Annotated in this window: 25 protein-coding genes and 3 tRNA genes; 12 read left to right on the top strand and 16 right to left on the bottom strand. The window is 70.8% G+C overall.

Going from position 1 to position 26,211, the window contains the following annotated elements; all coding sequences use genetic code 11:
* Positions 1-63: 63 nt before the first annotated feature.
* The 4 genes from ASG28_RS04550 to ASG28_RS04535 all read left to right on the top strand — a co-directional run bounded on the left by ASG28_RS04550 (position 64) and on the right by ASG28_RS04535 (position 2,979).
* Entirely contained in the window at positions 64-468 is a 405-nt protein-coding gene (locus tag ASG28_RS04550) for a tautomerase family protein (protein WP_055972504.1), read from the top strand.
* Between the two features lie 84 nt (positions 469-552).
* Positions 553-822, top strand: coding sequence for a hypothetical protein (locus ASG28_RS04545; RefSeq protein WP_055972501.1), 270 nt, complete (start codon positions 553-555; stop codon positions 820-822).
* Between the two features lie 84 nt (positions 823-906).
* Complete coding sequence (locus ASG28_RS04540; RefSeq protein WP_055972499.1) at positions 907-2,307, top strand: dihydrolipoyl dehydrogenase family protein; 1,401 nt, start codon at positions 907-909, stop codon at positions 2,305-2,307.
* 60 nt (positions 2,308-2,367) lie between these two features.
* Positions 2,368-2,979: a histidine phosphatase family protein gene (locus ASG28_RS04535; protein WP_055972496.1), complete on the top strand. Its 612-nt coding sequence runs from the start codon at positions 2,368-2,370 to the stop codon at positions 2,977-2,979.
* Between the two features lie 35 nt (positions 2,980-3,014).
* Here ASG28_RS04535 and ASG28_RS04530 read toward each other — a convergent pair whose 3' ends face one another.
* The gene (locus ASG28_RS04530; protein WP_055972492.1) at positions 3,015-3,683 is read right to left on the bottom strand and encodes a response regulator transcription factor; all 669 of its coding nucleotides are present in this window, start codon (positions 3,681-3,683) and stop codon (positions 3,015-3,017) included.
* 119 nt (positions 3,684-3,802) lie between these two features.
* Between ASG28_RS04530 and ASG28_RS04525 the strand changes: the two genes are divergently transcribed.
* Positions 3,803-4,084 (top strand): GlsB/YeaQ/YmgE family stress response membrane protein, encoded by a 282-nt coding sequence (locus ASG28_RS04525; protein WP_055976902.1) that lies wholly within the window; start codon positions 3,803-3,805, stop codon positions 4,082-4,084.
* A 61-nt stretch (positions 4,085-4,145) separates the two neighbouring features.
* Here the strand turns inward: ASG28_RS04525 and ASG28_RS04520 are convergent, their stop codons facing one another.
* The 5 genes from ASG28_RS04520 to ASG28_RS04500 all read right to left on the bottom strand — a co-directional run bounded on the left by ASG28_RS04520 (position 4,146) and on the right by ASG28_RS04500 (position 8,153).
* Positions 4,146-5,114, bottom strand: coding sequence for an alpha/beta hydrolase fold domain-containing protein (locus tag ASG28_RS04520; RefSeq protein ID WP_235477556.1), 969 nt, complete (start codon positions 5,112-5,114; stop codon positions 4,146-4,148).
* A 73-nt stretch (positions 5,115-5,187) separates the two neighbouring features.
* Positions 5,188-6,048 carry a hypothetical protein gene (locus ASG28_RS04515; protein WP_055972485.1) on the bottom strand — a complete coding sequence of 287 codons (861 nt, stop codon included), beginning with the start codon at positions 6,046-6,048 and terminating at the stop codon, positions 5,188-5,190.
* A gap of 179 nt (positions 6,049-6,227) precedes the next feature.
* The gene (locus ASG28_RS04510; RefSeq protein ID WP_055972482.1) at positions 6,228-7,415 is read right to left on the bottom strand and encodes a hypothetical protein; all 1,188 of its coding nucleotides are present in this window, start codon (positions 7,413-7,415) and stop codon (positions 6,228-6,230) included.
* Positions 7,416-7,522: 107 nt separating this feature from the next.
* Positions 7,523-7,595: transfer RNA gene (locus ASG28_RS04505), tRNA-Val, on the bottom strand.
* Between the two features lie 84 nt (positions 7,596-7,679).
* Entirely contained in the window at positions 7,680-8,153 is a 474-nt protein-coding gene (locus ASG28_RS04500) for a peroxiredoxin (RefSeq protein WP_043592615.1), read from the bottom strand.
* A 264-nt stretch (positions 8,154-8,417) separates the two neighbouring features.
* On the opposite strand from ASG28_RS04500, the gene aceE reads away from it, so the two are divergent.
* From aceE to ASG28_RS04470, 6 genes are all read left to right on the top strand, one after another.
* Entirely contained in the window at positions 8,418-11,162 is a 2,745-nt protein-coding gene (gene aceE, locus ASG28_RS04495; RefSeq protein ID WP_055972479.1) for a pyruvate dehydrogenase (acetyl-transferring), homodimeric type, read from the top strand.
* 22 nt (positions 11,163-11,184) lie between these two features.
* Positions 11,185-12,396: a PucR family transcriptional regulator gene (locus tag ASG28_RS04490; protein WP_055976900.1), complete on the top strand. Its 1,212-nt coding sequence runs from the start codon at positions 11,185-11,187 to the stop codon at positions 12,394-12,396.
* 106 nt (positions 12,397-12,502) lie between these two features.
* Complete coding sequence (locus ASG28_RS04485) at positions 12,503-13,423, top strand: ACP S-malonyltransferase (protein WP_055972476.1); 921 nt, start codon at positions 12,503-12,505, stop codon at positions 13,421-13,423.
* Positions 13,420-14,430: a beta-ketoacyl-ACP synthase III gene (locus tag ASG28_RS04480; RefSeq protein ID WP_055972473.1), complete on the top strand. Its 1,011-nt coding sequence runs from the start codon at positions 13,420-13,422 to the stop codon at positions 14,428-14,430. Before ASG28_RS04485 ends, ASG28_RS04480 begins: the two co-directional genes overlap by 4 nt.
* Before the next feature lie 81 nt (positions 14,431-14,511).
* On the top strand, positions 14,512-14,760 hold the full coding sequence (locus ASG28_RS04475; protein WP_043592609.1) for an acyl carrier protein: 249 nt from the start codon (positions 14,512-14,514) through the stop codon (positions 14,758-14,760).
* A gap of 156 nt (positions 14,761-14,916) precedes the next feature.
* Positions 14,917-16,155, top strand: a complete 1,239-nt coding sequence (locus ASG28_RS04470; RefSeq protein WP_055972470.1) for a beta-ketoacyl-[acyl-carrier-protein] synthase family protein — start codon at positions 14,917-14,919, stop codon at positions 16,153-16,155.
* Positions 16,156-16,261: 106 nt separating this feature from the next.
* On the opposite strand, the gene ASG28_RS04465 is transcribed toward ASG28_RS04470, so the two are convergent.
* From ASG28_RS04465 to ASG28_RS04425, 9 genes are all read right to left on the bottom strand, one after another.
* On the bottom strand, positions 16,262-16,765 hold the full coding sequence (locus tag ASG28_RS04465; RefSeq protein WP_055972467.1) for a DUF3145 domain-containing protein: 504 nt from the start codon (positions 16,763-16,765) through the stop codon (positions 16,262-16,264).
* Positions 16,766-16,962: 197 nt separating this feature from the next.
* Positions 16,963-18,624 carry a bifunctional 3'-5' exonuclease/DNA polymerase gene (locus ASG28_RS04460; RefSeq protein WP_268761771.1) on the bottom strand — a complete coding sequence of 554 codons (1,662 nt, stop codon included), beginning with the start codon at positions 18,622-18,624 and terminating at the stop codon, positions 16,963-16,965.
* A gap of 42 nt (positions 18,625-18,666) precedes the next feature.
* Entirely contained in the window at positions 18,667-19,554 is an 888-nt protein-coding gene (locus ASG28_RS04455) for a DUF1684 domain-containing protein (protein ID WP_055972464.1), read from the bottom strand.
* Positions 19,555-19,659: 105 nt separating this feature from the next.
* The gene (locus ASG28_RS04450) at positions 19,660-20,301 is read right to left on the bottom strand and encodes an FMN reductase (RefSeq protein ID WP_055972461.1); all 642 of its coding nucleotides are present in this window, start codon (positions 20,299-20,301) and stop codon (positions 19,660-19,662) included.
* A gap of 19 nt (positions 20,302-20,320) precedes the next feature.
* Positions 20,321-21,457 carry an LLM class flavin-dependent oxidoreductase gene (locus ASG28_RS04445; protein WP_055972458.1) on the bottom strand — a complete coding sequence of 379 codons (1,137 nt, stop codon included), beginning with the start codon at positions 21,455-21,457 and terminating at the stop codon, positions 20,321-20,323.
* Between the two features lie 1,020 nt (positions 21,458-22,477).
* Positions 22,478-22,828, bottom strand: a complete 351-nt coding sequence (locus ASG28_RS04440) for a hypothetical protein (RefSeq protein WP_157485642.1) — start codon at positions 22,826-22,828, stop codon at positions 22,478-22,480.
* 115 nt (positions 22,829-22,943) lie between these two features.
* Positions 22,944-23,017: transfer RNA gene (locus ASG28_RS04435), tRNA-Ile, on the bottom strand.
* Positions 23,018-23,074: 57 nt separating this feature from the next.
* The gene (locus ASG28_RS04430) at positions 23,075-24,358 is read right to left on the bottom strand and encodes a glycosyltransferase (RefSeq protein ID WP_326937856.1); all 1,284 of its coding nucleotides are present in this window, start codon (positions 24,356-24,358) and stop codon (positions 23,075-23,077) included.
* Positions 24,359-24,453: 95 nt separating this feature from the next.
* A complete protein-coding gene (locus tag ASG28_RS04425; protein ID WP_055976893.1) occupies positions 24,454-25,368 on the bottom strand; it encodes a DMT family transporter in 915 nt (304 codons plus the stop codon).
* A gap of 41 nt (positions 25,369-25,409) precedes the next feature.
* Here ASG28_RS04425 and def point away from each other — a divergent pair, with 41 nt between their 5' ends.
* A complete protein-coding gene (def, locus tag ASG28_RS04420) occupies positions 25,410-25,976 on the top strand; it encodes a peptide deformylase (protein WP_043592595.1) in 567 nt (188 codons plus the stop codon).
* Between the two features lie 158 nt (positions 25,977-26,134).
* Here the strand turns inward: def and ASG28_RS04415 are convergent.
* Positions 26,135-26,207, bottom strand: a tRNA-Asn gene (locus ASG28_RS04415).
* Positions 26,208-26,211 lie beyond the last annotated feature (4 nt).

Here is a 26,211-nt window from a genome sequence, read left to right as displayed (position 1 = left end):
CGAGGACTACAGATGGTCGGTGCGACCCGACCGGGTCGCCTCTCCCCGCACGCAAGGACCCCCATGCCCCTCATCCGCATCGACCTCGTCGAGGGTCGAACCGACGATCAGATCGCCGCCATCGGCGACACCCTCATGGCCACGCTCGTCGAGGTCTACGGCCTGCCCGAGCGGGACCGCTTCCAGATCGTGACCGAGCACCCCGTCGGCAGGTTGACCGCCCTCGACGTCGGTCTCGGCATCGACCGCTCCGAGCAGGTCGTCATCATCCAGATCTTCACCCAGGAAGGCCGCAGCACCGACGAGAAGCAGGCGTTCTTCGCCGCGCTCGCGTCCGGGCTCGCCGACGTCGGCGTCGCCGGAGAGGACCTCGTGATCGGCTTCGTCGAGAACACCGCCGCCGACTGGTCGTTCGGCTTCGGACGAGCCCAGTACGTGACGGGCGAGCTGGCCAAGCCCGGGATCTGAACCCTGCCGTGGCGTCGTGGGGACCCTTGAGCCCACCGGGCCCCAGACGTACGGTGGAGAGGTCGACGACGACGAGGGGGCTCCATGGATGACGAGACGACACGGGACCGAGGCCGGCTGAGGCTGCACCGGCCGACGTTCCGGGGGTCGGCGGTCGGGTGGGGCATCTCGGCCGTGGTGTGGCTGTCCTGCTTCGTGGGCTCGGGTCTCGGCATGATGCGCGAGGGATCTCCCGGTGTGCTCGGCATCCTCTTCCTCGTCGCCCTCGGGCTGGCGAGCGCGGTGTGCGTGACGGGCACGGTGTCGACCATCCGGCATCCCCGTCCGGCGCCCCCGGCCCAGGACGCTCCCTAGCCTCCGCTGTCGTCGACGGCTTCCGCCCATCCGCACCTGGTTGAGTTCGCCCAGACGACCGACGCGACGAAGGGCAGGCAGCACATGGGCATCTCGGAGAAGGACTACGACGTCGCCGTCATCGGCGCCGGTCCGGCGGGCACCGCGGCAGCCCTGCGCGCAGCCGAACTCGGGGCACGCGTCGTCGTCCTCGAAGCGGGGCTCGAGGGCGGCACCTGCGTGAACACCGGGTGCGTGCCCACGCGCGTGCTGGCCAAGACGGCCCGGCTGATCCGCGAGACCCGACATGCCGACGTCTACGGCGTCGACGTCGCTCCCCCGACGATCGACTGGGCGTCGACCGTCGCGCGCGTCCGGGAGCGCGTCGACAAGGTGCGGTCCATCAAGCGGGAGGCCGAGCGGTTCGAGGCCGCCGGCGTCGACCTGGTCCACGAAGGCCGGGCCCGGTTCGTCGACGACTCCACCCTCGTCCTCGACAGCGGTCGGACGATCTCGGCCGCGTCGATCCTGATCTGCGTCGGTGGCCACTCGCGCCGGCTGCCGATCCCGGGTAGCGAACTGGCCACGGTTCCCGAGCACGTCCTCGACCTGCCGACCCTCCCCCGTCGGGTCGCCGTGATCGGCGCGGGCAACACGGGCGCGCAGCTCGTCACCGTGTTCGACGCGTTCGGCAGTGCGGTCACGCTCCTCGACCTCGCGCCGCGGGTCCTGATGGCGTCCGACGCCTCCGTCTCCGAGGTCGTCGCCGGTGCCTTCACCGATCAGGGCATCGACGTCCGGACGGGCATCGACGGCGTCGAGAGCCTCGCCCGCGTCGACGACGGCTCGATCACCCTGACCTGGCGGCAGGACGACACGACGTCCTCGGCCGACTTCGACGTCGTCGTCATGGCCACGGGCTGGCCCGCCGACGTGGACGACCTCGGTCTCGAGAAGGCCGGCATCGACGTGGAGCGCTCGTCGATCCCCGTCGACCGGTACTTCCGGACCGTCGTGCCGCACGTGTTCGCCGTGGGCGACGCCAACGGCCGCGACATGCTCGTCCAGGCCGCCCAGTTCGAGGGCGAGGCCGCCGCCGAGAACGCCGTCCTCGGCGCCAACCGCCGCACGCCGCACCACCTCCTGCCGGCCGGAGGGTTCACCGACCCGGACTACGCCGGCGTCGGCCTCACCGAAGAACAGGCCCGTGAGGCGGACGAGTCGTGCGTGGTCGTCACGATCCCGTACTCGACCGTGGACCGGGCCGTGATCGACGACCGTGAGACGGGCTTCCTCAAGCTGATCGCCGACCGTCGGCGCGAACTCGTGCTCGGCGCCCACGCCGTCGGCGAGAACGCCGTCGAGGTGGTCCAGGCGGTCACCACCGCCATGGCCGGCGGTGTCGACGTCGCCACGCTGGCCGAGGTGCGCTTCGCCTACCCCACCTACAGCGCCGTGATCGGCATGGCGGCCCGGGCCGTGTTGGCGGATCGCACCGCGCGCTAGGAGCAGGTCGGCGGTGGTCACCGTGGCACGATGGATCAACCGCCCCGATCGAAAGCCACGATGCGCCTCCTCCTCATCCGCCACGGCGAGACCGCCGACAACGTCGCCCGCACCATCGGCTCGCGCCCCCCGGGCCCGCCGCTCTCTCCGCTCGGCCGCGAGCAGGCCGCCGACCTCGCGTCGGCCCTGACCCACGAACCGATCGCCACCGTGCACTCGTCGCGCCTGCGCCGGGCCGGCGAGACCGCTGCGATCGTCGCCGACAGCCTCGGTCTCCCTCACCAGGAGGTCGACGGCGCCCACGAGATCGACGCCGGCGATCTCGAGGGGCTGCCCTACGCCGAGGCTCTGCCCCGGTACGCGGGCACCATGCAGCAGTGGTGGACCGATCCGGAGGCGCGCATCCCCGGGGGCGAGAGCGGCACCGAGTTCACGGCCCGGTTCCACGCGGCGGTCGATCGGGTCGTCGAGGCGACGCCGGAGGACTCGATGGCGGTCCTCGTGTCGCACGAAGCCGCCATCTGCGTCTGGGCGGCCGACACCGCCCGCAACCTCGACGCCGAGTTCAGCCGCACCCACGGGCTGCGCAACACCGGCTCCGTCGTCCTCGAGGGCTCGACCGACGGCGGCTGGGTCGCCGTCTCGTGGGACGGCGAACCCCTGGCGCACTGAGCCGAGCGTCCGTCGACCAGGCCGCGGCGCGCCTCCTACGGGCCGCCGAGCCAATGGTCGATGCGGTGGTGGTCCGGGCGGAAGCCGTTCTGGACGCCCCACAGCACGGCCTGCGTCCGGCTCGTCGCGCCGATCCTCCGGTAGACCGATCGGATGTAGGACTTGACCGTGTTCGGGCTGAGGTAGGTCAGCGCCGCGACCTCGGCGTTGCTCTTACCCTGGGTGATCAGGGCCAGGATCTCGGACTCACGGTCGGTGATGCCCTCGCGGCGGCCGGGCCAGTCGAGGCCCGGCGCGCTCGGTGCGCGCCCCCGCACCTCGCTGACGACCTGCTCTCCGCGATGGACCGCTTCGAGCGCCTCCACGAGCTCGCGGGCGGCGAGGGTCTTCGACAGGTACCCGTGCACGCCCTGCGCGAGAGCCGCCTCGACGAGCTCGGGGTGGAAGTTCCAGGTGTAGACGACGACCTTGCCGGCCGCCGGGTTGGCGACCAGTTCGGCGAGCTCGTGGTGGTCGGACTCCGGCTGCGCGAACGAGTCGTAGAGGACGACGTCGACCCGGTCGGACAGGGACGTCGTGGCGTCGATCTCGGCGACGACGACCCGGTCGCGGTAGCGGTCGAACATGTGGGCGAGACCGGCGAGCACGACGTCGTAGTCGTCGACGAGTGCGACGGTGATCGACCGGGTCGGAGCGAGGGGCATGAGGACACCATCCCACCCCGAGGGGTGTGCCGCCACACCTCCAGGGGTGGTCTGCTGGGTCCTGCGACACCACGGCACCGACGGTGCCGGTCGCCCATCTCTCCCGGAAGGAGAACACCATGATCGGTCTCATCATCAGCTTGCTCGTCGTCGGCCTCATCGCAGGGTTCATCGCCCGCGCGGTCGTCCCGGGTCGCCAGAGCCTCTCGATCGCCATGACGATCCTGCTGGGCATCATCGGTTCGTTCGTCGGAGGGTTCCTCGGGTTCCTGCTGTTCCAGCACGACCCGACGGACGGCTTCTTCCAGCCCGCCGGCATCATCGGCTCGATCATCGGCGCCATCGTCGTCCTCGTGATCTGGGTCACCGTCTCGGGTCGCCGCAGCGCCGCTCGCCGCTGAGCCCCGGTCGCCGGGGTGGTCGCACGCAGCGGCCGCCCCGGCCGACGATCGACCGCCGGGCTCAGGTCGCGAGCGAGCGGCGGAGCGTGCGGACGATCTGCGCGCGGGCGGCACGACCCGATCGGGTGGGCAGCAGCGGGTAGGCGTGCACGTCGCCCTCCCCTTCGTGCCACTCGAGCTCGACGCCGGCCGCCGCGGCACGGTCGCGAAGGAGGTGCGCGTCGGGGTTCAGGACGTCTCGCGTCCCCGTGAACACCGTCACCGGGCCCAGCCCCGCGAGGTCGCCGAACAGGGGGCTGACGACGGGGTCGCGCAGGTCGAGCTCGCCCCGCCAGTGCTCGGCGAGCACGCGTCCGCCGGGCGTCCCGAGCCACGGGTCGGTCGGCTGCACCTCGGGGATGCGGGGGTTGCTCCAGGTGAGGTCGAGTGCCGGGGCGATCAGCACCGTCCGGGCGACGACGACGCCCGCGACACGCAACGACAGGGCGGCCGACAGTACGATCTGACCGCCGGCCGAGTCCCCCGCGAGGGCGACCGGACCGTCTGCCGAGGCGACCAGGTCGAGGATGCCGACCCGCGCCTCCTCAGCCGTCCCGTACGGGACCAGCGGGTAGATCGGCAGGACGACCGTCGTGCGGGCCTCGGCGGCGAGCTGGGCGACGAGGTGCCAGTGCTGCGACACGATCTCGCCCACCCAGCCGCCGCCGTGGGCGTAGACGACGGTGCCGCGCGACGCGCCGTCCCGCCGCCTGATCGTGTAGACGGGCCAGCCGCCGCGCTGCTCGACGTCGACCCGGACGTCGCCCCGGAGGACGGCAGGCGGGCCGTACGGTGCCGGGCGGAGGGACGCTCGTCGGATGCGCCGACGCGCCCCGGCCTCGGTGACGAAGGTGCGGTTCGCCCCGGTCGCCCGGAGGAACACCGGGACCGCCGCCCGTGGCAGGACGAGCCTCGCGGCGAGCGGCACCCGGACGGTGTCGCGGGAGGTGCGGGAGGCGCGGGAGAGCATCCGAGTGAGGCGCGTGGTCACGGCCGCGACGATACCCCGGCTGCCGCCCGACTGAGTGCCGATCAGCGCGCCGGCGCCCGACCGGATTCGACCGTCACGGCCCCAGGCAGATCGTCGTGATGTCGACCGTCGGCCCGGCCCGTACGTACGACCATCGCTCGAGCCAGTCGGCCTCGGGGACGATCTGGTCGAAGTCGACCAGGTCCTGCTCGGCCCCGATCCCCTCGCTCGACCAGAGCTCGCGCACGCCGTCGAGGTCGGTGCGGGTGCCCGGCAGCACGTGGACCCCGTCGGGCAGCAGTGGGTCGCCGGACGCGTCGACGAGGCCGTCCGCGGAGTACGAGTAGCTCCACACGACCCCGGGATCGTCGTTGTCGAGGAGGCACTCCTCGCTGTACGCCCGGACGGTCGAGCCGTCGGCGCGCAAGCCCTCGGTCGGATCGCCGCCGAGGGCTCGGACGGTGTCGTCACCGAGCGCGCGCAGCTCGTCGCCCGCCTCCTCGCCCGTGTACCGCTGCTCGGCCACGGACGGCGGCTGCGCCGTCCGGTACCGGTCCGCCGCCACCGAGGAGAACTGCAGGACGACGGCGAGTCCACAGGTCACGAGTCCGACCACGAGCACGAGGGTGGCCACGACGAAGGCCACGCCCGAGAGCGACGGGTCGCGGCGCCGGGCGCGCACCTGCCCGACGAACGCGACCAGCGGCACGCCGACGCCGATCGCGGCACCGACGACGAGCCACCCGGTGAGGCCGAAGCCGCCCGTCGGATCGTCGGTCGGCTCGAGGAGGCGCGACAGGACGGCCGTCAGCTGCACGATCCAGCCCACGACGAGGGCCACCGGCAACGTCAGGGCGACCGCGACGCCGCTGCCCCGACCGGTCGTCGTCGTGTGCTCGGTCGCTGCGCCCTCGACCTGCGCCCCGTCGACCGGCTCCTGTGGTCGTCCGTCCATCCCAGCCCCCTGTCGACGTCCTGGGACCATCCTGGCCCATCGGGACGCAGGACTGCGGGACGCTCCTCCTGACCGGCGTGGGTCGCGACGACCACGTCGACGTGGCCCCGGCGACAACCGGTCGGACATCCGACGACCGCCGCGACGACGACCCCCGACAGGTCACCTGACGTGCGGTGTCACTCCTCGACGTCGACGCCGTCGGTGACGGACTCGACGTCGTGGCCGCTCCATTCCTGCAGCCGCGCGGCGACGATCTCCCGTCTCCCACGAAGGAACCGTGGGACATTCGCGTCCCACAGCTCGGGCCGGGGCAGGAGCACAGCAGGCCTCCGGCCGGTCCACCGGGTCGGGAACACGTGACGGCCGCGGAACGGCACCAGGTAGGCGACGCCGTCGCTCGCCTCGGCGATGGAGTAACCGACACCGATGTGGAGGTCTCTGTCGGCCCCGGGACGGTTGCCGGCCAGCCTCGGACGCGACGGCGGTACAGGCACCGGAAGCACGCCCGGGGAGACTTTCGCGTCGGGGTTCAGCGTCGGCCGGTCGGGTGCGTTGTCCACGCGCGGGTAGCCGTCTTCCCAGCGCCGGGCGAACGGCGCCATGGGCAGGACGTGCTGGTAGATGGGGGTGCCTCGGATGGCGAGGCCCCACAGGATGGTCTCGTTCGACACTGTGCAGCGCAGGTACGTGATGATGGTGTACTTCGTGTGGCTGATCAGCAAGTCGACGATCTCGTCGACAGGGACGTCGGCGCGGATGACCTCGAACCGGCCATCGGACAGACGCTCTTCGATGGCCCGTTGCGTCGGCCCGACTTCGAGGGCGACCTGCCCGGATGGGTACGTCTGCTCGACCGTCATGACCTCCGCGTCGCAGCACGGGCATGGTTGCCGGGTGCCGCCGGTCTCCATGCCGACTAACTGCAGCGTCTCGTCGTACCAGGAGTCAGGGTCGAACACGACCGTGTGACCCGAATGCTCGATGAGCCGGCTGGTGACGATGTCGTACCGGCCGCGGAGCCACGGCGGGACGACCGCGTCCCACACCTCGGGACGTGGGACACGTACTTCCGGAGGCGACACACCCCACGCCGCCAGCAGCGACCAGCGCCGGTCGCCCTCCGAGTAAACGATGGTCTCCCGCTCCGGGTTCGACAGGGTGAACCCGTCACCGGTGAAGAACGGGTGCGCCGCCGGGACAGCCGTGTGACGGGAAGGCTCCAGCGAGACGACCGGGACCGCTTCGTCGTCGCTCGTCTTCTTCCACCACATGACTCGACTATGCCAGGCCAGAAAGTCCTCGAGCTCCGCCCCGATTCGGCCGAGGTACTCATCGAGAACACCACCGTGGCTGTGTGTGACCACGTCACGTTCGTCAGCCGCTTCCTGAAGCGCGATGCCAGTGGCCGCTTCCCGAACGTGCTCACGGTCGTCTTGCTCAGGGGGTCATTGCTGACCAGCACTTCTGAGGGTGGGCCCTACCGGGCTCGAACCGATGACATCCACGGTGTAAACGTGGCGCTCTACCAACTGAGCTAAAGGCCCTCGCGCCGGGACGAGCCGGGCGAGCGAGTACAGGTTAGCGGGTGAGCGAGCCGACCCGCGCCTCCTGGTCCGTCGCCCGAGGCCTCAGGCCGTGACGGGGACGAGCAGGTCGAGCGCGGCGCGGTAGTCGGCGAGCGAACGCTCCTGGCCGGGCTCGGTGCCGAAGTGCTCGCGGATGACGCCGTCGACGTCGATCAGGAAGGTCGTGCGGGTCGCGAAGCCCTTGTTCTCGAGGAAGACGCCGTACTCCTTCGAGACCTCGCCGTGCGGCCAGAAGTCCGCGAGCAGGGTGAAGTCGTAGCCCTTCTCCTCGGCGAAAGCGCGAAGCGTCGCCTTCGAGTCGACGGAGACGACCAGCAGTTCGACGCGGTGGTCCTGGAACATCGCGAGGTTGTCGCGCAACGTGCAGAGCTCTTTGGTGCAGGTGCTGCTGAACGCCAGGGGGAAGAACACCAGGGCCACGGGCTTGACGCCCCGGAAGTCGCTCAACCGCACTCGCTCGCCGAACTGGTTCGGCAGGTCGAAGTCGGGAGCCTGGATGGCGTTCTCCAGAGCCATGGGTGCGTTCCTTTCGCGTCGACCCGGGCGGTCGGCGACTGACACGATCGCCGATCCTACGCCTCACGCGTCGGATTTCAAGCGACGGCGTGGCCGGGCGTTCCCAGCGCGTGCCGAGCCTGTGTCGGTCGGGGCAACTAGAGTGGTCGCGTCAGGCGGAGTACGTCTCGGAACCCGGGCACGACGGGCCTGACATCTGTTTGTCCACTCCACGCGGTGGCCCTCCAAGAGACGGCTGCTCCACACAGATGATTGAGGTCAAGGGTGACGGTTAACGATCAGGACCCGTACACGGTCGACAAGGCCGATCGCGATCCCGAAGAGACCGCCGAGTGGCGCGAGTCGCTCGACGCTCTCGTGAAGGCGCAGGGTCACGAACGTGCCCGCGAGATCATGAAGAGCCTGCTCACCCGGTCGAGCGAGCTGCACCTGGGCGTGCCGATGGTCCCCAAGACGGACTACGTCAACACGATCGCCCCCGAAGACGAGCCCGAGTTCCCCGGTGACGAAGAGCTCGAGCGCCGCTACCGCAAGTGGGTCCGCTGGAACGCGGCGATCACCGTGCACCGCGCTCAGCGCCCCGGCATCTCCGTCGGCGGACACATCTCGACCTACGCCTCGTCGGCCGCTCTGTACGAGGTCGGCAACAACCACTTCTTCCGCGGTCAGGACCACTCCGGCGGCGGCGACCAGGTGTTCTTCCAGGGCCACGCCTCCCCCGGCATGTACGCGCGCGCCTACCTCGAGGGCCGTCTCGGCACCGACCAGCTCGACGGCTTCCGCCAAGAGAAGTCGCACGCCTCCGGCGGACTCAGCTCGTACCCGCACCCGCGCCTCATGCCCGAGTTCTGGCAGTTCCCGACCGTGTCGATGGGCCTCGGGCCGATCAACGCGATCTACCAGGCACAGGTCGCCAAGTACCTGACGAACCGCGGCATCAAGGACGCCAGCGACCAGCAGGTCTGGGCGTTCCTCGGCGACGGTGAGATGGACGAGGTCGAGAGCCGCGGTCAGCTGCAGGTGGCGGCCAACGAGGGCCTCGACAACCTCAACTTCATCATCAACTGCAACCTGCAGCGCCTCGACGGCCCGGTGCGCGGCAACGGCAAGATCATCCAAGAGCTCGAGTCGTTCTTCCGCGGCGCGGGCTGGAACGTCATCAAGGTCGTCTGGGGTCGCGAGTGGGACTCCCTGCTCGCGAACGACTCGAGCGGCGCGCTGCTCAACCTCATGAACACCACGCCCGACGGCGACTTCCAGACCTACAAGGCCGAGAGCGGCGGTTACGTCCGCGACAACTTCTTCGGCCGCGACCCGCGCGCCCTCGAGCTCGTCGCGGACTACTCCGACGACGACATCTGGAACCTCAAGCGCGGTGGCCACGACTACCGCAAGGTCTACGCCGCGTTCAAGGCCGCGACCGAACACAAGGGCCAACCGACGGTCATCCTCGCCAAGACGGTCAAGGGCTACGGCCTCGGGAAGTCCTTCGAGGGCCGCAACGCGACCCACCAGATGAAGAAGCTGACGCTCGACAACCTCAAGCAGTTCCGCGACGAGCTCCGCATCCCGATCAGCGACGCCCAGCTCGACGAGAACCCCTACCTGCCGCCGTACTACCACCCCGGTCAGGACGACGACGCGATCCAGTACATGCAGGAGCGTCGTCGTGCGCTCGGCGGCTACGTGCCCGAGCGCCGCAGCAAGTACACGCAGATCGCCGTCCCCGAGGCGAAGACGTACGACGTCGTCAAGAAGGGCTCGGGCAAGCAAGAGGTCGCCACCACGATGGCGTTCGCCCGCCTGCTGAAAGACCTGTTGCGCTCGCCCGACTTCGGCCACCGCATCGTGCCGATCATCCCCGACGAGGCCCGCACCTTCGGCATGGACGCCTACTTCCCGACGTCCAAGATCTACAACCCGAACGGCCAGCACTACACGTCGGTCGACCGCGAACTGCTGCTCGCCTACAAGGAGAGCCCGCAGGGCCAGATCATCCACGTCGGCATCAACGAGGCCGGCGCGTTCGCGGCCTTCACCGCCGTCGGCACCTCGTACTCCACGCAGGGCGAACCGCTCATCCCGGTCTACGTCTTCTACTCGATGTTCGGGTTCCAGCGCACCGGCGACGCCATGTGGGCCGCCGGCGACCAGATGGCCCGCGGGTTCATCATCGGTGCCACGGCCGGTCGCACGACACTGACCGGCGAAGGCCTCCAGCACGCCGACGGCCACTCGCCGCTGCTCGCCTCGACGAACCCCGCGGTCGTCTCGTTCGACCCGGCCTTCGGCTACGAGCTCGGCCACATCGTCAAGTCGGGCATGGACCGCATGTACGGCACCGACGAGCACGGCAACGCCTCGCACTCCGACCCGAACGTCATGTACTACATCACCGTCTACAACGAGCCGATGGCCCAGCCCGTCGAGCCCGAGGGCCTCGACGTCGACGGTGTGGTGCGCGGCATCTACAAGCTCAAGGACGCCGAGAACCTGGGCCCCCGTGCCCAGCTGCTCGCGTCGGGCGTCGGTGTGCCGTGGGCGCTCGAGGCCCAGCAGCTGCTCGCCGACGACTGGAACGTCGCGGCCGACGTCTGGAGCGTCACCAGCTGGACCGAACTGCGCCGCGACGGCCTGGCCGCGGAAGAGCACAACTTCCTGCACCCGAACGACGAGCCGAAGACGCCCTACGTCACCGAGAAGCTCAAGGATTCCGAGGGTCCGTTCATCGCCACCAGCGATTTCATGGCGGCAGTGCCCGACCAGATCCGCGAGTACGTGCCCGGGGACTACCTGACGCTCGGTGCCGACGGCTTCGGCTTCAGCGACACCCGTGCCGCGGCTCGCCGGTTCTTCAAGATCGACGGCCCGTCGGTCGTCGTCCGCACCCTGCAGGCCCTGGCCCGCCGGGGCGAGGTCGACCCGGGCGTCGTCCAGCAGGCCATCGATCGCTACCAGCTGCACGACGTCACCGCCGGCACCAGCGGCACCGCCGGCGGGGAGGCCTGACGACCCCGTGAGCACCGAGCGGGTGCCCACCTCGCCCCTGCAGCCGTCCGCGGCCACCAAAGAGCGCACGCTCGCGTGGTTGCGGACGGTCTCGGGCGAGTTGTCCACCGCGACCATCAAGCGCCTCGAAGAGACGCTGCCCTGGTACGGGGACATGCCTCCCGGGCGCCGCTCGGCGGTCGGGCTCGTCGCCCAGGCCGGCATCACCTCGTTCATCAGCTGGTTCGCCGACCCCCGGTCCACCCCCTGGATCGCGGCGGACGTGTTCGGCTCCGCCCCGCGTGAACTGCTGCGCTCCGTCAGCCTGACCCAGACGCTGCAGCTCATCCGCATCACCGTCGAGGTCGTCGAAGAACGCGTCAAGGACGGCGACGACTCGCTCCGCGAGGCGATCCTGCTCTACTCGCGCGAGATCGCCTTCGCCTCCGCCGACGTCTACGCCCGGGCCGCCGAGGCCCGCGGACTCTGGGACGCCCGGCTCGAAGCCCTGGTCGTCGACTCGATCCTGAGCGGCGAATACGACGACGAGCTGCCGAGCCGCATCGCCGCGCTCGGCTGGCACGGTCACGGCGAGGTCGCCGTGCTCGTCGGCACGGCTCCCCGCATGCTCGATGTCGACATGTTGCGACGCACGGCCCGGCATCGAGAGGCCGACGTGCTCATCGGCGTGCAAGGCAGTCGACTGGTGCTCGTCATCGGGCGGGCCGGACCTGTCGACGAGAGCAGCGCCTCCTCGACGCACCCCAGCTTCACCGAGATCGCGCGCGCCCTCGAACCCGGCTTCGGCGACGGGCACCTCGTGCTCGGTCACGAGGTGCCGAGCCTCGTCGACGCATCGAAGAGCGCCAAGGCCGCCCTCGCCGGCTTCGCCGTCGCTCGGGCCTGGCGCAACGCGCCCCGTCCCGTCCTCGCCGACGACCTGCTGCCCGAGCGCGCCCTCGCCGGAGACCCGGTGGCACGGTCGACCCTCGTCAACCGCATCTACAAGCCGCTCAAGACGCACTCCACCGAGCTGTTGACCACCCTGTGGTGCTACCTCGACAACGGACGCTCGCTCGAGGCCACGGCACGCGAACTCTTCGTGCACCCGAACACCGTGCGTTACCGCCTCAAGCGCGTCACGGACGTGATCGGCTGGGATGCCACCGGGGCCCGTGAAGCGCTCATCCTGCAGTCCGCGCTCGTGCTCGGATCGATCGCCGACCCCGACGGGTCAGGCGTCCGACGCAAATGACCGTCGGGCCGCTCGAGGGCCCGGCTGTGCGCTTCGACAACGTTCACGCGCATCTTTGGTCGAGTTGCTACACCGCAGACCCGCGACTCATTGGCATGATGGACCAGTGATCGTTGTCGTAGCGCCCGGTCAGGGCTCCCAAACTCCTGGTTTCCTCGAACCCTGGCTGGCCGACCCCGACCAGCGCGACCTGCTGACGTCGCTCTCCGACGCGGCCGGCGTCGATCTCGTCGGCCACGGCACGACGTCCGACGCCGACACGATCCGCGACACCGCCGTCGCCCAGCCCCTCATCGTCGCGGCCGGCATCCTGACCGCCCGTGCCCTCTTCCGCCGCGTGGATCGATCCGCGGTCGCCGGCGTCGCGGGCCACTCGGTCGGCGAGTTCACCGCTGCGGCCGTCAGCGGCGTCCTGACCGACGTCGACGCCGTCACGCTCGTCGCGGAGCGTGGCCGGGCCATGGCCGACGCCGCCGCCCTCGTCGAGACCGGCATGAGCGCCGTCCTCGGCGGTGACGAGGCCGAACTCCTCGCTCGTCTCGAGGCCCTCGGGCTCTCCCCAGCCAACTACAACGGCGGCGGCCAGATCGTCGTCGCCGGCGAGACCGCGGCCCTCGCCGAGCTGGCGGCCGACCCGCCGGCCAAGAGCCGAGTCGTGCCTCTGCAGGTCGCCGGCGCCTTCCACACGCGGTACATGCAGCCGGCCGTCGAGCGCCTCAGGACGGCTGCGGCCACCGTCACGGCCGCCGACCCCTCGCTGACGCTCTGGACCAACCACGACGGCAGCACGGTCGACTCGGGCGCCCGTTTCGTCGAGCTGCTCGTCGGCCAGGTCTCGTCCCCCGTCCGGTGGGACGCCACCATGCGGTCGTTCGCCGACGCCGGTGTGACGGGCATCGTCGAACTCGCCCCGGCCGGAGCCCTCACCGGCCTCGCCAAGCGTGCGCTGAGGGGTGTCCCCTCGGTCGCCGTCAAGACACCCGACGACCTGCAGGCCGCCGTCGACCTCATCGAGGGAGCAGCATGACCACCCCCCAGCTCAACCAGACCACCGGTGCGCAGTTCACCCGCATCTACGCACTCGGTGCGGCCCGCGGCGAGAACGTCGTGCCGAACGCCGACATCATCGAGCCGATCAACTCGAGCGACGAGTGGATCCAGCAGCGCACCGGCGTGATCACCCGTCGCCGTGCGGGCAAGGACGTCAAGGTCGTCGACCTCGCCGAGGCCGCCGCCACCGAGGCCATCGCCAAGTCGGGCATCCGGCCCGACCAGATCGGCGCCGTCCTCGTGTCGACCATCGGGGCGGGCGTCGTGACCCCCTCGGTCGCGTCGCTGCTCGCCGAGCGCGTCGGCGCGAACCCCGCCGCCGCCTACGACATCTCGGCCGCCTGCGCCGGATTCACCTACGGCATCGCGCAGGCCGACTCGTTCGTCAAGTCGGGCCTCGCCGAGTACGTCCTGGTCGTCGGCGCCGAGAAGCTCAGCGACGTCATCGACCCGACCGACCGCACCATCTCGTTCCTCCTCGCCGACGGGGCGGGCGCCGCGATCGTCGGCCCGTCCGACAGCGCGGGCATCGGCCCGACGGTCTGGGGCTCGGACGGCTCCAAGTGGGACGCCATCGGCATGACCAACACCATGAGCGAGTACCGCGAGGGCGCGGGCGAGATCCCCTGGCCCACCCTGCGCCAAGAGGGTCAGACGGTCTTCCGGTGGGCCGTCTGGGAGATGGCGAAGGTCGCGAAAGAGGCCCTCGACCGCGCGGGCGTCACCGCCGACCAGCTCTCGGCCTTCGTGCCGCACCAGGCCAACATGCGCATCATCGACGAGTTCGCCAAGCAGCTCGGTCTGCCCGAGTCCGTCGTGATCGGTCGCGACATCGCGACCACCGGCAACACCTCGGCCGCGAGCATCCCGCTCGCGACCCACCGACTGCTCGACGAGCACCCCGAGCTCAGCGGCGGTCTCGCCCTGCAGATCGGTTTCGGAGCCGGACTCGTGTTCGGCGCCCAGGTGGTCGTGCTGCCCTAGCGCGCCGCTGCCCGCCCGACCGCGGGGCGCTGTATAGGCTTTACCCCGGTCACAACGACACCCCCTCAAGGAGACAACACCATGGCACTGTCCACCGAAGAAGTCCTCGCCGGCCTCGCCGAGCTCGTCAACGACGAGACCGGGATCGCCACCGACACCGTCGAGATGGACAAGTCGTTCACCGACGACCTCGACATCGACTCGATCTCCATGATGACCATCGTCGTCAACGCCGAAGAGAAGTTCGACGTCAAGATCCCCGACGAAGAGGTCAAGAACCTCAAGACCGTCGGCGACGCCGTCACGTACATCCACAAGGCGCAGAACTAAGACGTCGGCTGCCCGGTCGCCCCTCGGGCGACCGGGCCCCGCCGCTGTGCCCTCGACGCCGTCGACCCCACGCCACCAGCCTCGGCTGCAGCCCGGGTCACGGCGTCGTTCCACATCGGCACAGCCCACCGACCGGCCCTCCCAGAAGGAACGTCAATGACCAAGAAGATCGTCGTCACCGGACTCGGCGCCACGAGCCCGCTCGGTGGCACCGCCACCGAGAGCTGGCAGAACCTGCTCGCCGGCCAGTCGGGCATCACCACGCTCGAGCAGGACTGGGTCGCCAAGTACGAGCTGCCCGTCACCTTCGCCGGACAGGCACGCACCCCCTCGGCCGACGTGCTCGATCGTCGAGAGATCAAGCGCCTCGACCCGTCGAGCCAGTTCGCGCTCACCGCCGCCCGCGAGGCCTGGGCCGACGCCGGCTCGCCCGAGGTCGTCCCCGAGCGCTTCATCGTCGACTGGGCCACCGGCATCGGCGGCGTCTGGACGCTGCTCGACGGGTGGGACACCCTGCGCGAGAAGGGCCCGCGTCGCGTCCTGCCGATGACCGTCCCCATGCTCATGCCGAACGGCCCCGCCGCCGCCATCTCGATGAGCCTGGGCGCACGCGCCGGAGCCCGCACGGTCGTCTCGGCCTGCGCCTCCAGCACCGAGTCGATCGCCATGGCCTACGAGCACCTTCAGTCCGGCCTGGCCGACATCGCCGTCGCCGGCGGTTCCGAGGCGGCCATCCACCCGATGCCCCTCGCCTCGTTCGCCGCCATGCAGGCCCTCTCGAAGCGCAACGACGACCCCGCCACGGCCTCGCGCCCCTACGACGTCACGCGCGACGGCTTCGTCCTCGCCGAAGGCGGCGCCGCGCTCGTCCTCGAGACGGAAGAGCACGCCCTCGCCCGCGGGGCCCGCATCTACGCCGAGCTCATCGGTGGGGCCGTCACGAGCGATTCGTACCACATCACCGCTCCCGACCCCGAGGGCACCGGTGCGGCCCGGGCCGTCATCGCGACGCTCGAGAACGCCGGGGTCGACCGCGACCAGGTCGTCCACGTCAACGCCCACGCGACGAGCACCCCGGTCGGCGACATCGCCGAGTACCACGCCATCAAGCGTGTGTTCGGCGACCACACCTCGAAGCTGATCGTCTCGGCGACCAAGGCGGCCACGGGCCACCTGCTCGGCGGCGCGGGCGGCATCGAAGCGCTGTTCACGGTCAAGGCGCTGCACGAGCGCGTCGCCCCGCAGACGATCAACGTCACGCAGATGGACGACGAGATCGACATGGACGTCGTCGTCGGCGAGCCCCGCCCCCTGCCCGAGGGCGAGATCGTCGCGATCAGCAACTCGTTCGGCTTCGGCGGCCACAACGCCGTCGTCGGCTTCCGCTCGGTCTGACCGAGGCGAGCAGCGCAGGAGGCGCGGGTGGCGTGATCACGCCACCCGCGCCTCCTTCGTCGTCACCTGGTGCGCCCGGGCCGCACGTCGCCGGGGCCGCGGCGGGTCAGCCGACCTTGTGCAGCCAGACGACGGGGTTGCCCTCGCCGCTGTAGCGGAACGGTTCGAGTTCGTCGTCCCAGGCCTGGCCGAGAGCGAGACGCAGCTCGCGGTGCAGCTCGAGGGTGTTCGACCCCGCGATCTCCATGGCGTAGCGGATGCGGTCCTCCGGGATGACCGTGTTGCCGGCGGTGTCGGTCTGCGCGAAGAAGACGCCGAGGTCGGGCGAGTGCATCCACCGACCACCGTCGTGGGTCTCACCCGGGTCTTCGGTCACCTCGTAGCGCAGGTGCTCCCAGCCGCGCAGGGCGGAGGCGATGCGCGCACCGGAGCCCTCGTCGCCCTGCCACGAGAACTCGGTGCGGCGGGCACCGGGCAGCACGGGCTGGTCGACCCAGGCGAAGTTCACGCCGTGCCCGAGGGCACGACCGACGGCCCACTCGACGTGTGGGCACAGTGCACGAGGGGACGAGTGCACGTAGAGCACTCCCCGAGCGGTTGCAGCAGCCACGATTCCTCCATCTGGTTCAGGTGCGACTTCCCCATCGACCTGTCAGACGTGATTCGTGTGCGTTCTTCGATTGTGCGGGCCAAGGCCCGGTGGTGCGCGGGACGATGCCCGTTCTGTGAATTATGACCGACCCACCTGAGAAATCACAACTGTGTAACACCTGCGAATGACGGCGCCGTCCCGGACGTGTCGCGCGGTCACTTCGCCTGCGAGTAGTCGTCCACGACGGCGACCGTCACCGGGAAGGTGACCGGGGCATCGCCGAACAGCAGACGACCGGCCTCGACCGCGCTCTCGGCGACCAGCGCCGCGACCTCGTCGGCCGCGGCAGCCGGTGCGTGCACGACCACCTCGTCGTGCAGGAAGAACACGAAGTGGGGAGCCGGGACGCCGGTTCCCCACCTCTCGTGCAGGCGCCGACGTAGGGCACCCATCCAACAGAGAGCCCACTCGGCGGCGGTGCCTTGGACCACGAAGTTGCGCGTGAACCGACCCCACGAACGCGCGTCGCGATCGGCCGGCCGTACGCCCATCTCGGGCGGCAGGGCGCCCGCCCCGGCACCACCGGCGGCGTCGGGGTCGTCGGACGGCCGCGGTGAGCTGCGCCCGAGCAGCGTGTCGACGACTCCCCCGGCCTCACCCGTGCGGGCCGCCGTCTCGACGAGTGCCATGGCGTCGGGGAACCGTCGGGCCAGGCGCGGCACGAGCCGGCCGCTCTCGCCCTGGGTCGCGCCGTACATCGCGCCGAGCATCGCGACCTTGGCCTCGGCGCGGGTCGCGACGGCTCCGCTGGCGACGATGCCCTCGTAGAGGTCGCCGGACCCCGCCCGCGCCATCGAGCGGTCGCCCGACAGGCCGGTGAGGATGCGCGGCTCGAGTTGCGAGGCGTCGGCGACCACGAGCTTCCAGCCCGGGTCGGCCACGACGGCGCCGCGGACCGCCCTGGGGAGCTGCAACGCGCCTCCTCCGCTCGTCGCCCAGCGACCGGTGACGACGCCGCCCGGCACGTAGTCGGGGCGGAAGCGCCCGCCGTGCACCCAGGCGTCGAGCCAGGCCCAGCCGTTGGCCACGAGCAGCCGCTGCATCTTCTTGTAGCGCAGCAGCGGCTCGATCGCGGGGTGCTCGTGCCGTTGGAGCTCCCACTGACGCGTCGACTGCACGAGCACACCGGCACGGTTCAGCGCACGGATCAACTCGGCCGGGGAGTCGGGGTTGAGGTCAGGGGCGTCGAGGGCCTGCCGCACCTCGTCGAGGGCCGCGCGCATGCGGGCCGGGCGCTCACCCGGGGAGGGCCTCGGCCCGAGCGCGGCGGTCAAGAGCTCGTCGTGCACAAGGGGCGACCACGGGATGCCCCGGTGTCGCATCTCGACCGCGATCAGGGCTCCGGTGGACTCGGCGGCGACGAGCAGTTCGAGCCGACCCCGGGTCGGCGACGCCTCGACCGCCTCGCGTTGGGCGAGGAACTCGCCCGCCGGGTCGGGCAACGAGTCGGGCACGACCTCGAACAGGCCGTCGGACTCGCCGGGCACCGCCTGGGCGACGTCCCACGGGCCGGGAGCCGCGCCTCCGGCCGGGAAGCCGGGAGCCGCCGTCGACCGCCGCAGGATCGCGTGGACGAGCCGGAGGTCGACGCAGCGGGCCACCGTGACCCCGGCGTCGAGGAGGCGCGGGTACCACCGCGGGGTGTCGTCCCAGACCCAGCGGGGCGAGGCCTCGCGCTCGAGCCCGACGACGCGCGTCGGCAGGTCGGCCGCGGCGATCGTCTCGACGCCCATCACCTCGAGACGGCCCGACGGGCCACGCTCGTACCGCGTCAGCTCGACGTCGCCGTCGGGCAGTCGACGCAGCAGGAAGAACACCGCCTGATCATCCCACCCCGCACCGACGCCGTCGGCCCGCGCCTAGTGGAGAGGCTGACCGGCGGCGTCGAGGACGTTCTTCTCGCCCGCCTCGATCGGCGACGCGAACCGGTTCTGGGCCGGCGGGATCGGGCAGTTGAAGGCGTACGAGAAGGCGCAGGGCGGCAGAACGGCCCGGTTGAAGTCGAGCGTGATGGTGCCGTCGCCGTTCGGCGTCGGGAAGAGGAACCGCCCGACGGAGTACGTGCTGTCGCCGTTGGTCGCGTCGCCGAAGACGAGCTGCAACCGGTCGCCGTCACCCGACGGGAACGCCGCGAGTTCGTGGTCGACCCCGTTGCGCTGGAACCGGATGAGACCGGGCAACGGCTTGGGGCGGCTGAGGTCGAGGTCCTTCTGGTGGCGGATGTCGATCTGGGCGTCCGGCGCGGTCGGCACGAAGTCGGCGGTGACGACCCAGTCGGGGTCGTACGGGAAGGCGTCGATCGAGCCGAAACCCGTGACGGCGTCCGACGCGGAGTCCCAGACGCGCAGGGCGTAACCCGTGTGATCGTCGTTCGCGATCACCGTGCCGGTGGTGGTCTCGGAGAACCGCAGGCTGCTCGGGGCCAGGGAGTCGTCACCCGCCACGATCACGGTGCCGTCGACCAGGTCGCCGTCGACGTGGATGCCGTCCGCGGCGGTCGCCGTCAGGGCCAGCCCCGACACGCCCTGCGGGGTCGGCGCCCAGCGGCCCGGCACACCCCAGACGGTCTGCTCGAGGTCCACCCACTGCGTACCGGTCAGGGCGAGCGGGCCCTGCGGCGACACGGCGCGGGCGCGGCGCAGGGTGTGGAAGCGGTCGAGCTCGGCCTGCGCGGCGGCGTCCTCGGGCGTGCGGGTGGCGTCAGCGGTGCCGGCGGTGCTGTCGGTGCTGTCGGTGCTGTCGGTCATCGGTCCTCCTGGGGTCTGACGGTGGGCAACGCCGAGGAGGCGCGGTTCATGCCCCGACGGGCGGGACGTGGTCGAGACCGGCACCGCGCCTCCTCGTCCGACGTCTCAGGGCTGCGGGTCGTCGCCGCCCACGGCGAGGCGTCGCAGCTGTTCGTCGAAGGGGACGACCGCCGCGAAGGGGTCGTCGAGAGCGCCTTCGTGCCGGGCGACGAGCTCGGCGAACTCCCCCGCGGCACGGGTCACGCGCTCGGGCAGCGTGGTCGAGGTGCCGTCGCCCTCTCCCCAGTCCTCGGACGCCGCGAACACCGAGGTGGGCACGACGACGGCCTGGAGGTAGGCGAACAGAGGTCGCACCGCGTACTCGAGGGCGAGCGAGTGGCGGGCCGTGCCACCGGTCGCCCCGATCAGCACGGGCGTACCGGTGAGCGCCTTGTGGTCCATCACGTCGACGAACGACTTGAACAGGCCGCTGTACGAGGACGAGAAGACGGGCGTGACCGCGATCACGCCGTCGGCGCTCGTCACCTTCTCGAGCGCCTCGGCGAGGGCAGGAGGCGCGAAGCCGGTGAGCATCGCGTCCGTCACCTCGTGAGCGAGGTCCCGCAGCTCTCCGACCTCGACCTCGACGAACGAGCCGCGGCCGACGAGGTCACGCGTGGTGGCCTCGACCAGGCGGTCGGCCAACAGACGGGTGGACGAGGGCTGGCTCAGCCCCGCGGACAGGGCGACGATCTTCTTGGTGCTCATGGCGCGCCTCCTGCGTGTCTCAGCGGGCGGACGACGCGGTGAGCGCGTCGTGCGCGGTGGGTGCGCTCGTGGTCTGCGACGCACGGGTCGCGGCCTCGACGAGCGAGGCGTGCGTGGGGGCGTCGGGCACGTCGGCCGGACGGTTCACGGCGAACTCGCGACGCAGGACGGGCACGACCTCGCTGCCGAGGATGTCGAGCTGTTCGAGGACGGTCTTGAGGGGCAGGCCGGCGTGGTCCATCAGGAAGAGCTGGCGCTGGTAGTCGCCGACGTAGTCGCGGAAGCCGAGCGTGCGGTCGATGACCTCCTGCGGGCTGCCGACGGTGAGCGGGGTCTGGCTCGTGAAGTCCTCCATCGACGGGCCGTGGCCGTAGACCGGGGCGTTGTCGAAGTAGGGGCGGAAGGTGCGCTTGGCGTCCTGCGAATTCTTCGCGAGGAAGACCTGACCGCCGAGACCGACGATCGCCTGGTCGGCACGCCCGTGCCCGTGGTGCTCGAAGCGGTTGCGGTAGAGCTCGACCATCTGCTTCGTGTGCGAGGCCGGCCAGAAGATGTGGTTGGCGAAGAAGCCGTCGCCGTAGTACGCGGCCTGCTCGGCGATCTCGGGGCTGCGGATCGAGCCGTGCCAGACGAAGGGCGCGACGCCGTCGAGCGGACGCGGGGTCGCCGTGAAGCCCTGGAGCGGGGTGCGGAAGTGACCCTTCCAGTCGACGACGTCCTCACGCCAGAGGCGGTGCAGCAGGGCGTAGTTCTCGATCGCCAGGTTGATGCCCTGGCGGATGTCCTTGCCGAACCAGGGGTAGACCGGGCCCGTGTTGCCGCGACCGAGCGTGAGGTCGACCCGACCGCCGGCGAGGTGCTGCAGCAGCGCGAAGTCCTCGGCGATCTTGACCGGGTCGTTCGTGGTGATGAGGGTCGTGGCCGTGCTGAGCACGATGCGCTCGGTCTGCGCGGCGATGTAGGCGAGGAGGGTCGTCGGGCTCGAGTTCACGAAGGGCGGGTTGTGGTGCTCGCCCGCGGCGTAGACGTCGAGGCCGACCTCTTCCGCCTTCTTCGCGATGGTGACCATCGCCTTGAGGCGCTCGCCCTCGGTCGGGGTGACGCCGGTGGTGGGGTCGGTCGTGATGTCGCCGACGCTGAAGATTCCGAACTGCATTGCTCCACCTTAGAACATCTGCATGCGTTTGCATGCACTTTGGTGAACCGGAGGGTGGGGCGTGGCATTCCCGGACGTGCGACTGCCGTCGGGAACGTGCCGCTGCCGACGCCGGCCTCGGCCCCGGCCTCGGCCTCGCCTCGCCTCGACCTCGGTGTGCGGCGTTCGCCGTGTCGGCAACTCCGGACTGGTGCTGCACCGCCGAAGCCCAGGCCCGGAAACACGGGACCCACGGCGACCGGTGCTGCACGAGGCAGGAGTTACCGGCCCGTGTCGGCAACTCCGGACGGGTGCTGAACCGCCGATGCCCAGTCTTGGAAACGCGGGACCCACGCCGGCCGGTGCTGCACGAGCCAGGAATTACCCACACGCGTCGGCAACTCCGGACGGTTGCTGCACCGCCGATGCCCGGGCCAAGAAACACGAGGCCCGCGCCGATCGGTGCAACAGGAGCCAGGAGTTGCCCGCACCGCGCCGGGACACTCGGGGCGCGGTGGAGAAGGGAAGGTGCGGTTGCGGATGGATCGGGACGGGTGCGGGCGGGATCGGGACGGGTGCAGTCGAGTCGATTCCCCGCATCACGACCGGCCCGCGTCGGCAACTCCGGACTGGTGCTGCACCGCCGATGCCCGGGCCGGGAAACACGGCGCCCTCGGCGACCGCTGCTGCAGGAGACAGGAGTTGCCGACCACGCGACGGGGTCCGAAGCGGGATGGGCCGGAGGGGCTGGGGTGGGCGGGAGGGGAGGTCGTGTGGGTAGCACGGGTGAGACTGGCGCGGGGCGGGAGGTCATGCGGGAAGTGCGGGCCGGGCGGAGCGGAGGGCGGTCCGGCGGTGCGGGGGTGCGGGGGTCCGACGGCGCGGGGGTCCCACGGTGCGGGGGTGCGGGGGGGGGGCCGGCGGCGCGGGGGTCCGGCGGTGCGGAGGCGCGGGGGTGCGGGGTCCGACGGTGCGGGGGTCCGGGGGCCGGCGGTTCGGGGTGCGGGGTCCGACGGCGCAGGGGTGCGGCGGGGGCGGGGTTCAGGCGAGGGGGGCGAGGCGCAGCCAGCGCTCGGCGACCTGCGCCTGCGAGACGGGTCCGTCGCCGTCGCGGTCGATCTGGGGCGAGTCGAACTCGACCCACCATGTGCGGGCCGAGCCGCCGATCGCCGACACGCCCTGCCAGGCACTGCCGCCGGCCCGGACCACGATGCCGGTCGGGCCGTACGGGAACGGCGTCGCCGGGTCCTCGTCGGAGTCGAGAACGTACACCTGCGCGCCCACCCCCATGCGCGCCGGACCGGAGCGCCCGACGTCGTCGGAGGAGGAGGAGGAATCGCCGCCCCAGGCGTCGGGTTCGGGTTCCGGCCGTCGGGGCCGTCTGGTGAACATGGACGACATCGTGCCATGCGCGACGGGCACCACGCGACGACACGGCCGCGCTCACAGCAGGCCCGTAGGCCGGATCAGCCCCTGCTGGCGGCAGGGCACGACCGAACGCGACGAGTAGGGCGGACGGGACTTGAACCCGTGACCGATCGATTATGAGTCGACTGCTCTAACCGGCTGAGCTACCGCCCCTCGCGTCGGCCCACCGGTGCGAGCCGGGGCCGGCCGGGGTGGTGCCGCGGTCGACCGTCAGTGCGCGCGGTCGGACGCCGCGTCGGTGGAGGGGACCACCGGCTGACCACGATACAGGCTCTCGAACACGCTGAGCGTGCGCTCGATGTCGTGCCCCTCGATCATCTTCAGGCTGGCCCGGCGCATGGCGAGATACTCGTCGTCGGGTGCGGTCAGCACCGTCGTGAGCTTGTCGGCGAGGTCGCGGCTGTCGCCCGGACGGAACAGGTAGCCGTTCTCGCCCTCGTCGACCAGGTGGGGCAGGGCCATCGCGTCGGCCACGACGATCGGCAGGCCCGAGGCCATGGCCTCGAGGCTGGCGATGCTCTGCAGCTCGGCGATCGACGGCATGGCGAACACGGTCGACTCGGTGAGCGTGCGGCGCAACTCGTCGTCGGACAGGTAGCCCGCGAAGGTGACCACGTCGGCGAGCCCCAGGTCGCGACTGGTCGTCTGGAGCTGCTTGAACAGGTCCCCCCCGCCCACGATCGTCAGTGTGGCGCCGAGGGCGGGGTCGAGCAGGGTCATCGCCTTGAGCAGCACGTCGATCTGCTTCTCGGCCGTCACCCGGCCGACGAACACGATGCGGTTCTGCTCGGGACGGGTGTCGAGGGCGGTGTAGTGGGCGGCCTCGATGCCGCACGAGACGGCCAGCACGCCGGTGACCGCGACCGACTTCTCGAGGAACGTCGCCGCTTTCTGCGTGGGAGTCGTGATCGCCGCGGCCTTGTGGAACGTCTTGCTCGCGTCGTTCCACGCCATCTGGGTCGCCTTCGCCCGCAGCCCCTTGGGCAGGCCGGTGTGCTCGAGCAGGTTCTCGGGCATGAAGTGGTTCGTCGCGACGATGCGCACGCCCCGACGCTCGGCGACCTGCGCCACGCCCCGGCCCATCACGATGTGCGACTGGATGTGCACGACATCGGGGTGGATCTCGTCGAAGATCTTCTCGGCGTGCTCTTGCACGCGCCACGGGGTCGCGAAGCGCAGCCAGTCGTGCAGGGGCCAGCGGGTCGAGTAGAGCCGGTGGACGGTGAGCGTCACGCCGCCGTGCTGCTCGAGGAAGGTGCCGTGGTGGCGGCTGGCCGCCGGCACCATGAGGTGGACGTCGTGCCCACGCTGGGCCAGGCCCACGGCGAGCCGCTCGGTGAAGTTGGCGGCGCCGTTGACGTCGGGCGGGAACGTGTCGCCCGCGATCAGGACGGTCAGCCGGTCCGACGACCCCGAGGAGGCGCGGGTCGCGGCGGCAGCCGACGTCGCGTCGTCGGGTCGGCCGGGTTCCGAGGGCGTCGGGGCAGGTGTCACGGGTCGTGGCGTCCTTCTCGTGCTCGGTGAGGTGTGCGTCGTGTCAGGCATCCGCAGGGTCGTGGGACCGACGGACGAGACGACCCCACGGTAGCTCAGGCTCGGGTCTGGGGATGGTATTTGGCGAGTTGGAACACGCCGTACACGGCGATCGCGGCCGCGACGACGAAGAAGACCCCGGCGATCGCGGGGGCGTTCTGCGCCTCGCCCAGCACCACGATGCCGATGCCGACCGCGATGAGCGGGTCGACGACGGTGAGGCCGGCGATGACGAGGTCGGGCGGACCGGACGAGTAGGCGTTCTGCACGAAGTACCCGCCGAGCAGGCCCGCGGCGAGCAGGAAGACGATGCAGACGATCGTCAACCAGTCGAAGTTGCCGGCGAAGACCCGGTTGAGGACGACCTTGGCGAGGGTCGCGACGAAACCGTAGAGCACGCCCGCCGCGATGATGTAGAACAGCGCGCTGCGACGGCGACGCAGCAGCGCGAAGGCGACGCCCAGCACGGCTCCGACGACGGCGAGGATGACGAGCACGGTGACGAGCTGTCGGGTCGTGATCTCGGGTTCGATGGCCGTGAAGGCCGCCACGGTGACGAAGAGCCCGACCCCGCCGACGCAGAAGAGGATCGCCCGCTTGGCGCGACGGTCGAGCCGTCGCCCGGTGGACCGGGAGTTCAGGACCGCCGTGATGACGAGCGCGACCGCTCCGAGCGGCTGCACGACGAGCAACGGGGCGATGCGCAGGCTGGTCAGCTGGAACAGGATCGCGAGGCCGAGCATCAGCGTGCCCAGCACCCACGAGGGGCGGCCGACCAGGGCGAGCACCTGGCGGACGTTCATGCCGCTCTTGGCCGCACCGATCCGCCGCTCGACCTTGGCGACGCCCTGGTGTTGCAGCTGCGCGCCGATCGAGAGGAACACCGCTCCGATCAGGGCGATGGGGATGCCGAGCGCCTGGTAGGGGGTCAGGGATACCTGCTGGGTGAGCTCCCCGATGTCCGTCGTCACGGCGTCCACGCTAGCGCCGTGGCGCTGGATAGTCTGGACGAATGGCCGTTCGACCCATTTCCATCACGGGTGACCCCGTGCTCCACTCCCCCGCCTCCGAGGTGACCGTCGTCGACGACGAGCTGCGCACGCTCGTCGCCGACATGTTCGAGACGATGGACGCCGCCCCGGGCGTCGGCCTCGCGGGCCCGCAGGTGGGCGTCGGCAAGCGCCTGTTCGTCTATTCGTGGACCGACGACGACGGCGAGCTGTGGCGGGGCGTCGCGATCAACCCGACGCTCTGGCAGAGCCCGCTCTCGATCGAGCCGCTCGACGACGACTCCGAGTCCGAGGGCTGCCTGTCGGTGCCGGGCGAGAGGTTCCCGCTGCGCCGCGCCGACGGCGTCGTGCTGCGGGCCACCGACCTCGACGGCGACGAGGTCGAGATCGAGGCCTGGGGCTGGCTCGCCCGCATCTTCCAACACGAGTACGACCACCTCGACGGCATCCTCTACGCGGACCGGCTCGAGCACCCGTTCCACAAGGCGGCCGCCAAGGCCGTCCGCAAGAAGGGCTGGGGCCAGCCGGGCAGCACCTGGCTGCCGGGAGTCGACCACCTCGAGGACTGACCTCGAACCGAGCCGACCCGAGACGAAGGAGGCGCGTCCTGCGAACCGCAGGACGCGCCTCCTTCGCGTTCGGCCCTGGGACGGAACGGGCGAGAGAAAAAGCCTGCGACGGAACGGGCAAGAGAAAAGGCCCAGAGGGTGGAGCCTCTGGGCCTTCGCTCCCCGAGTTGGACTCGAACCAACAACCTGCCGGTTAACAGCCGGCTGCTCTGCCAATTGAGCTATCGAGGAATGG

It is taken from the genome of Frigoribacterium sp. Leaf415 (assembly GCF_001424645.1).
Classification (GTDB): domain Bacteria; phylum Actinomycetota; class Actinomycetes; order Actinomycetales; family Microbacteriaceae; genus Frigoribacterium.
This window is presented reverse-complemented; position numbering and strand designations above follow the sequence as displayed.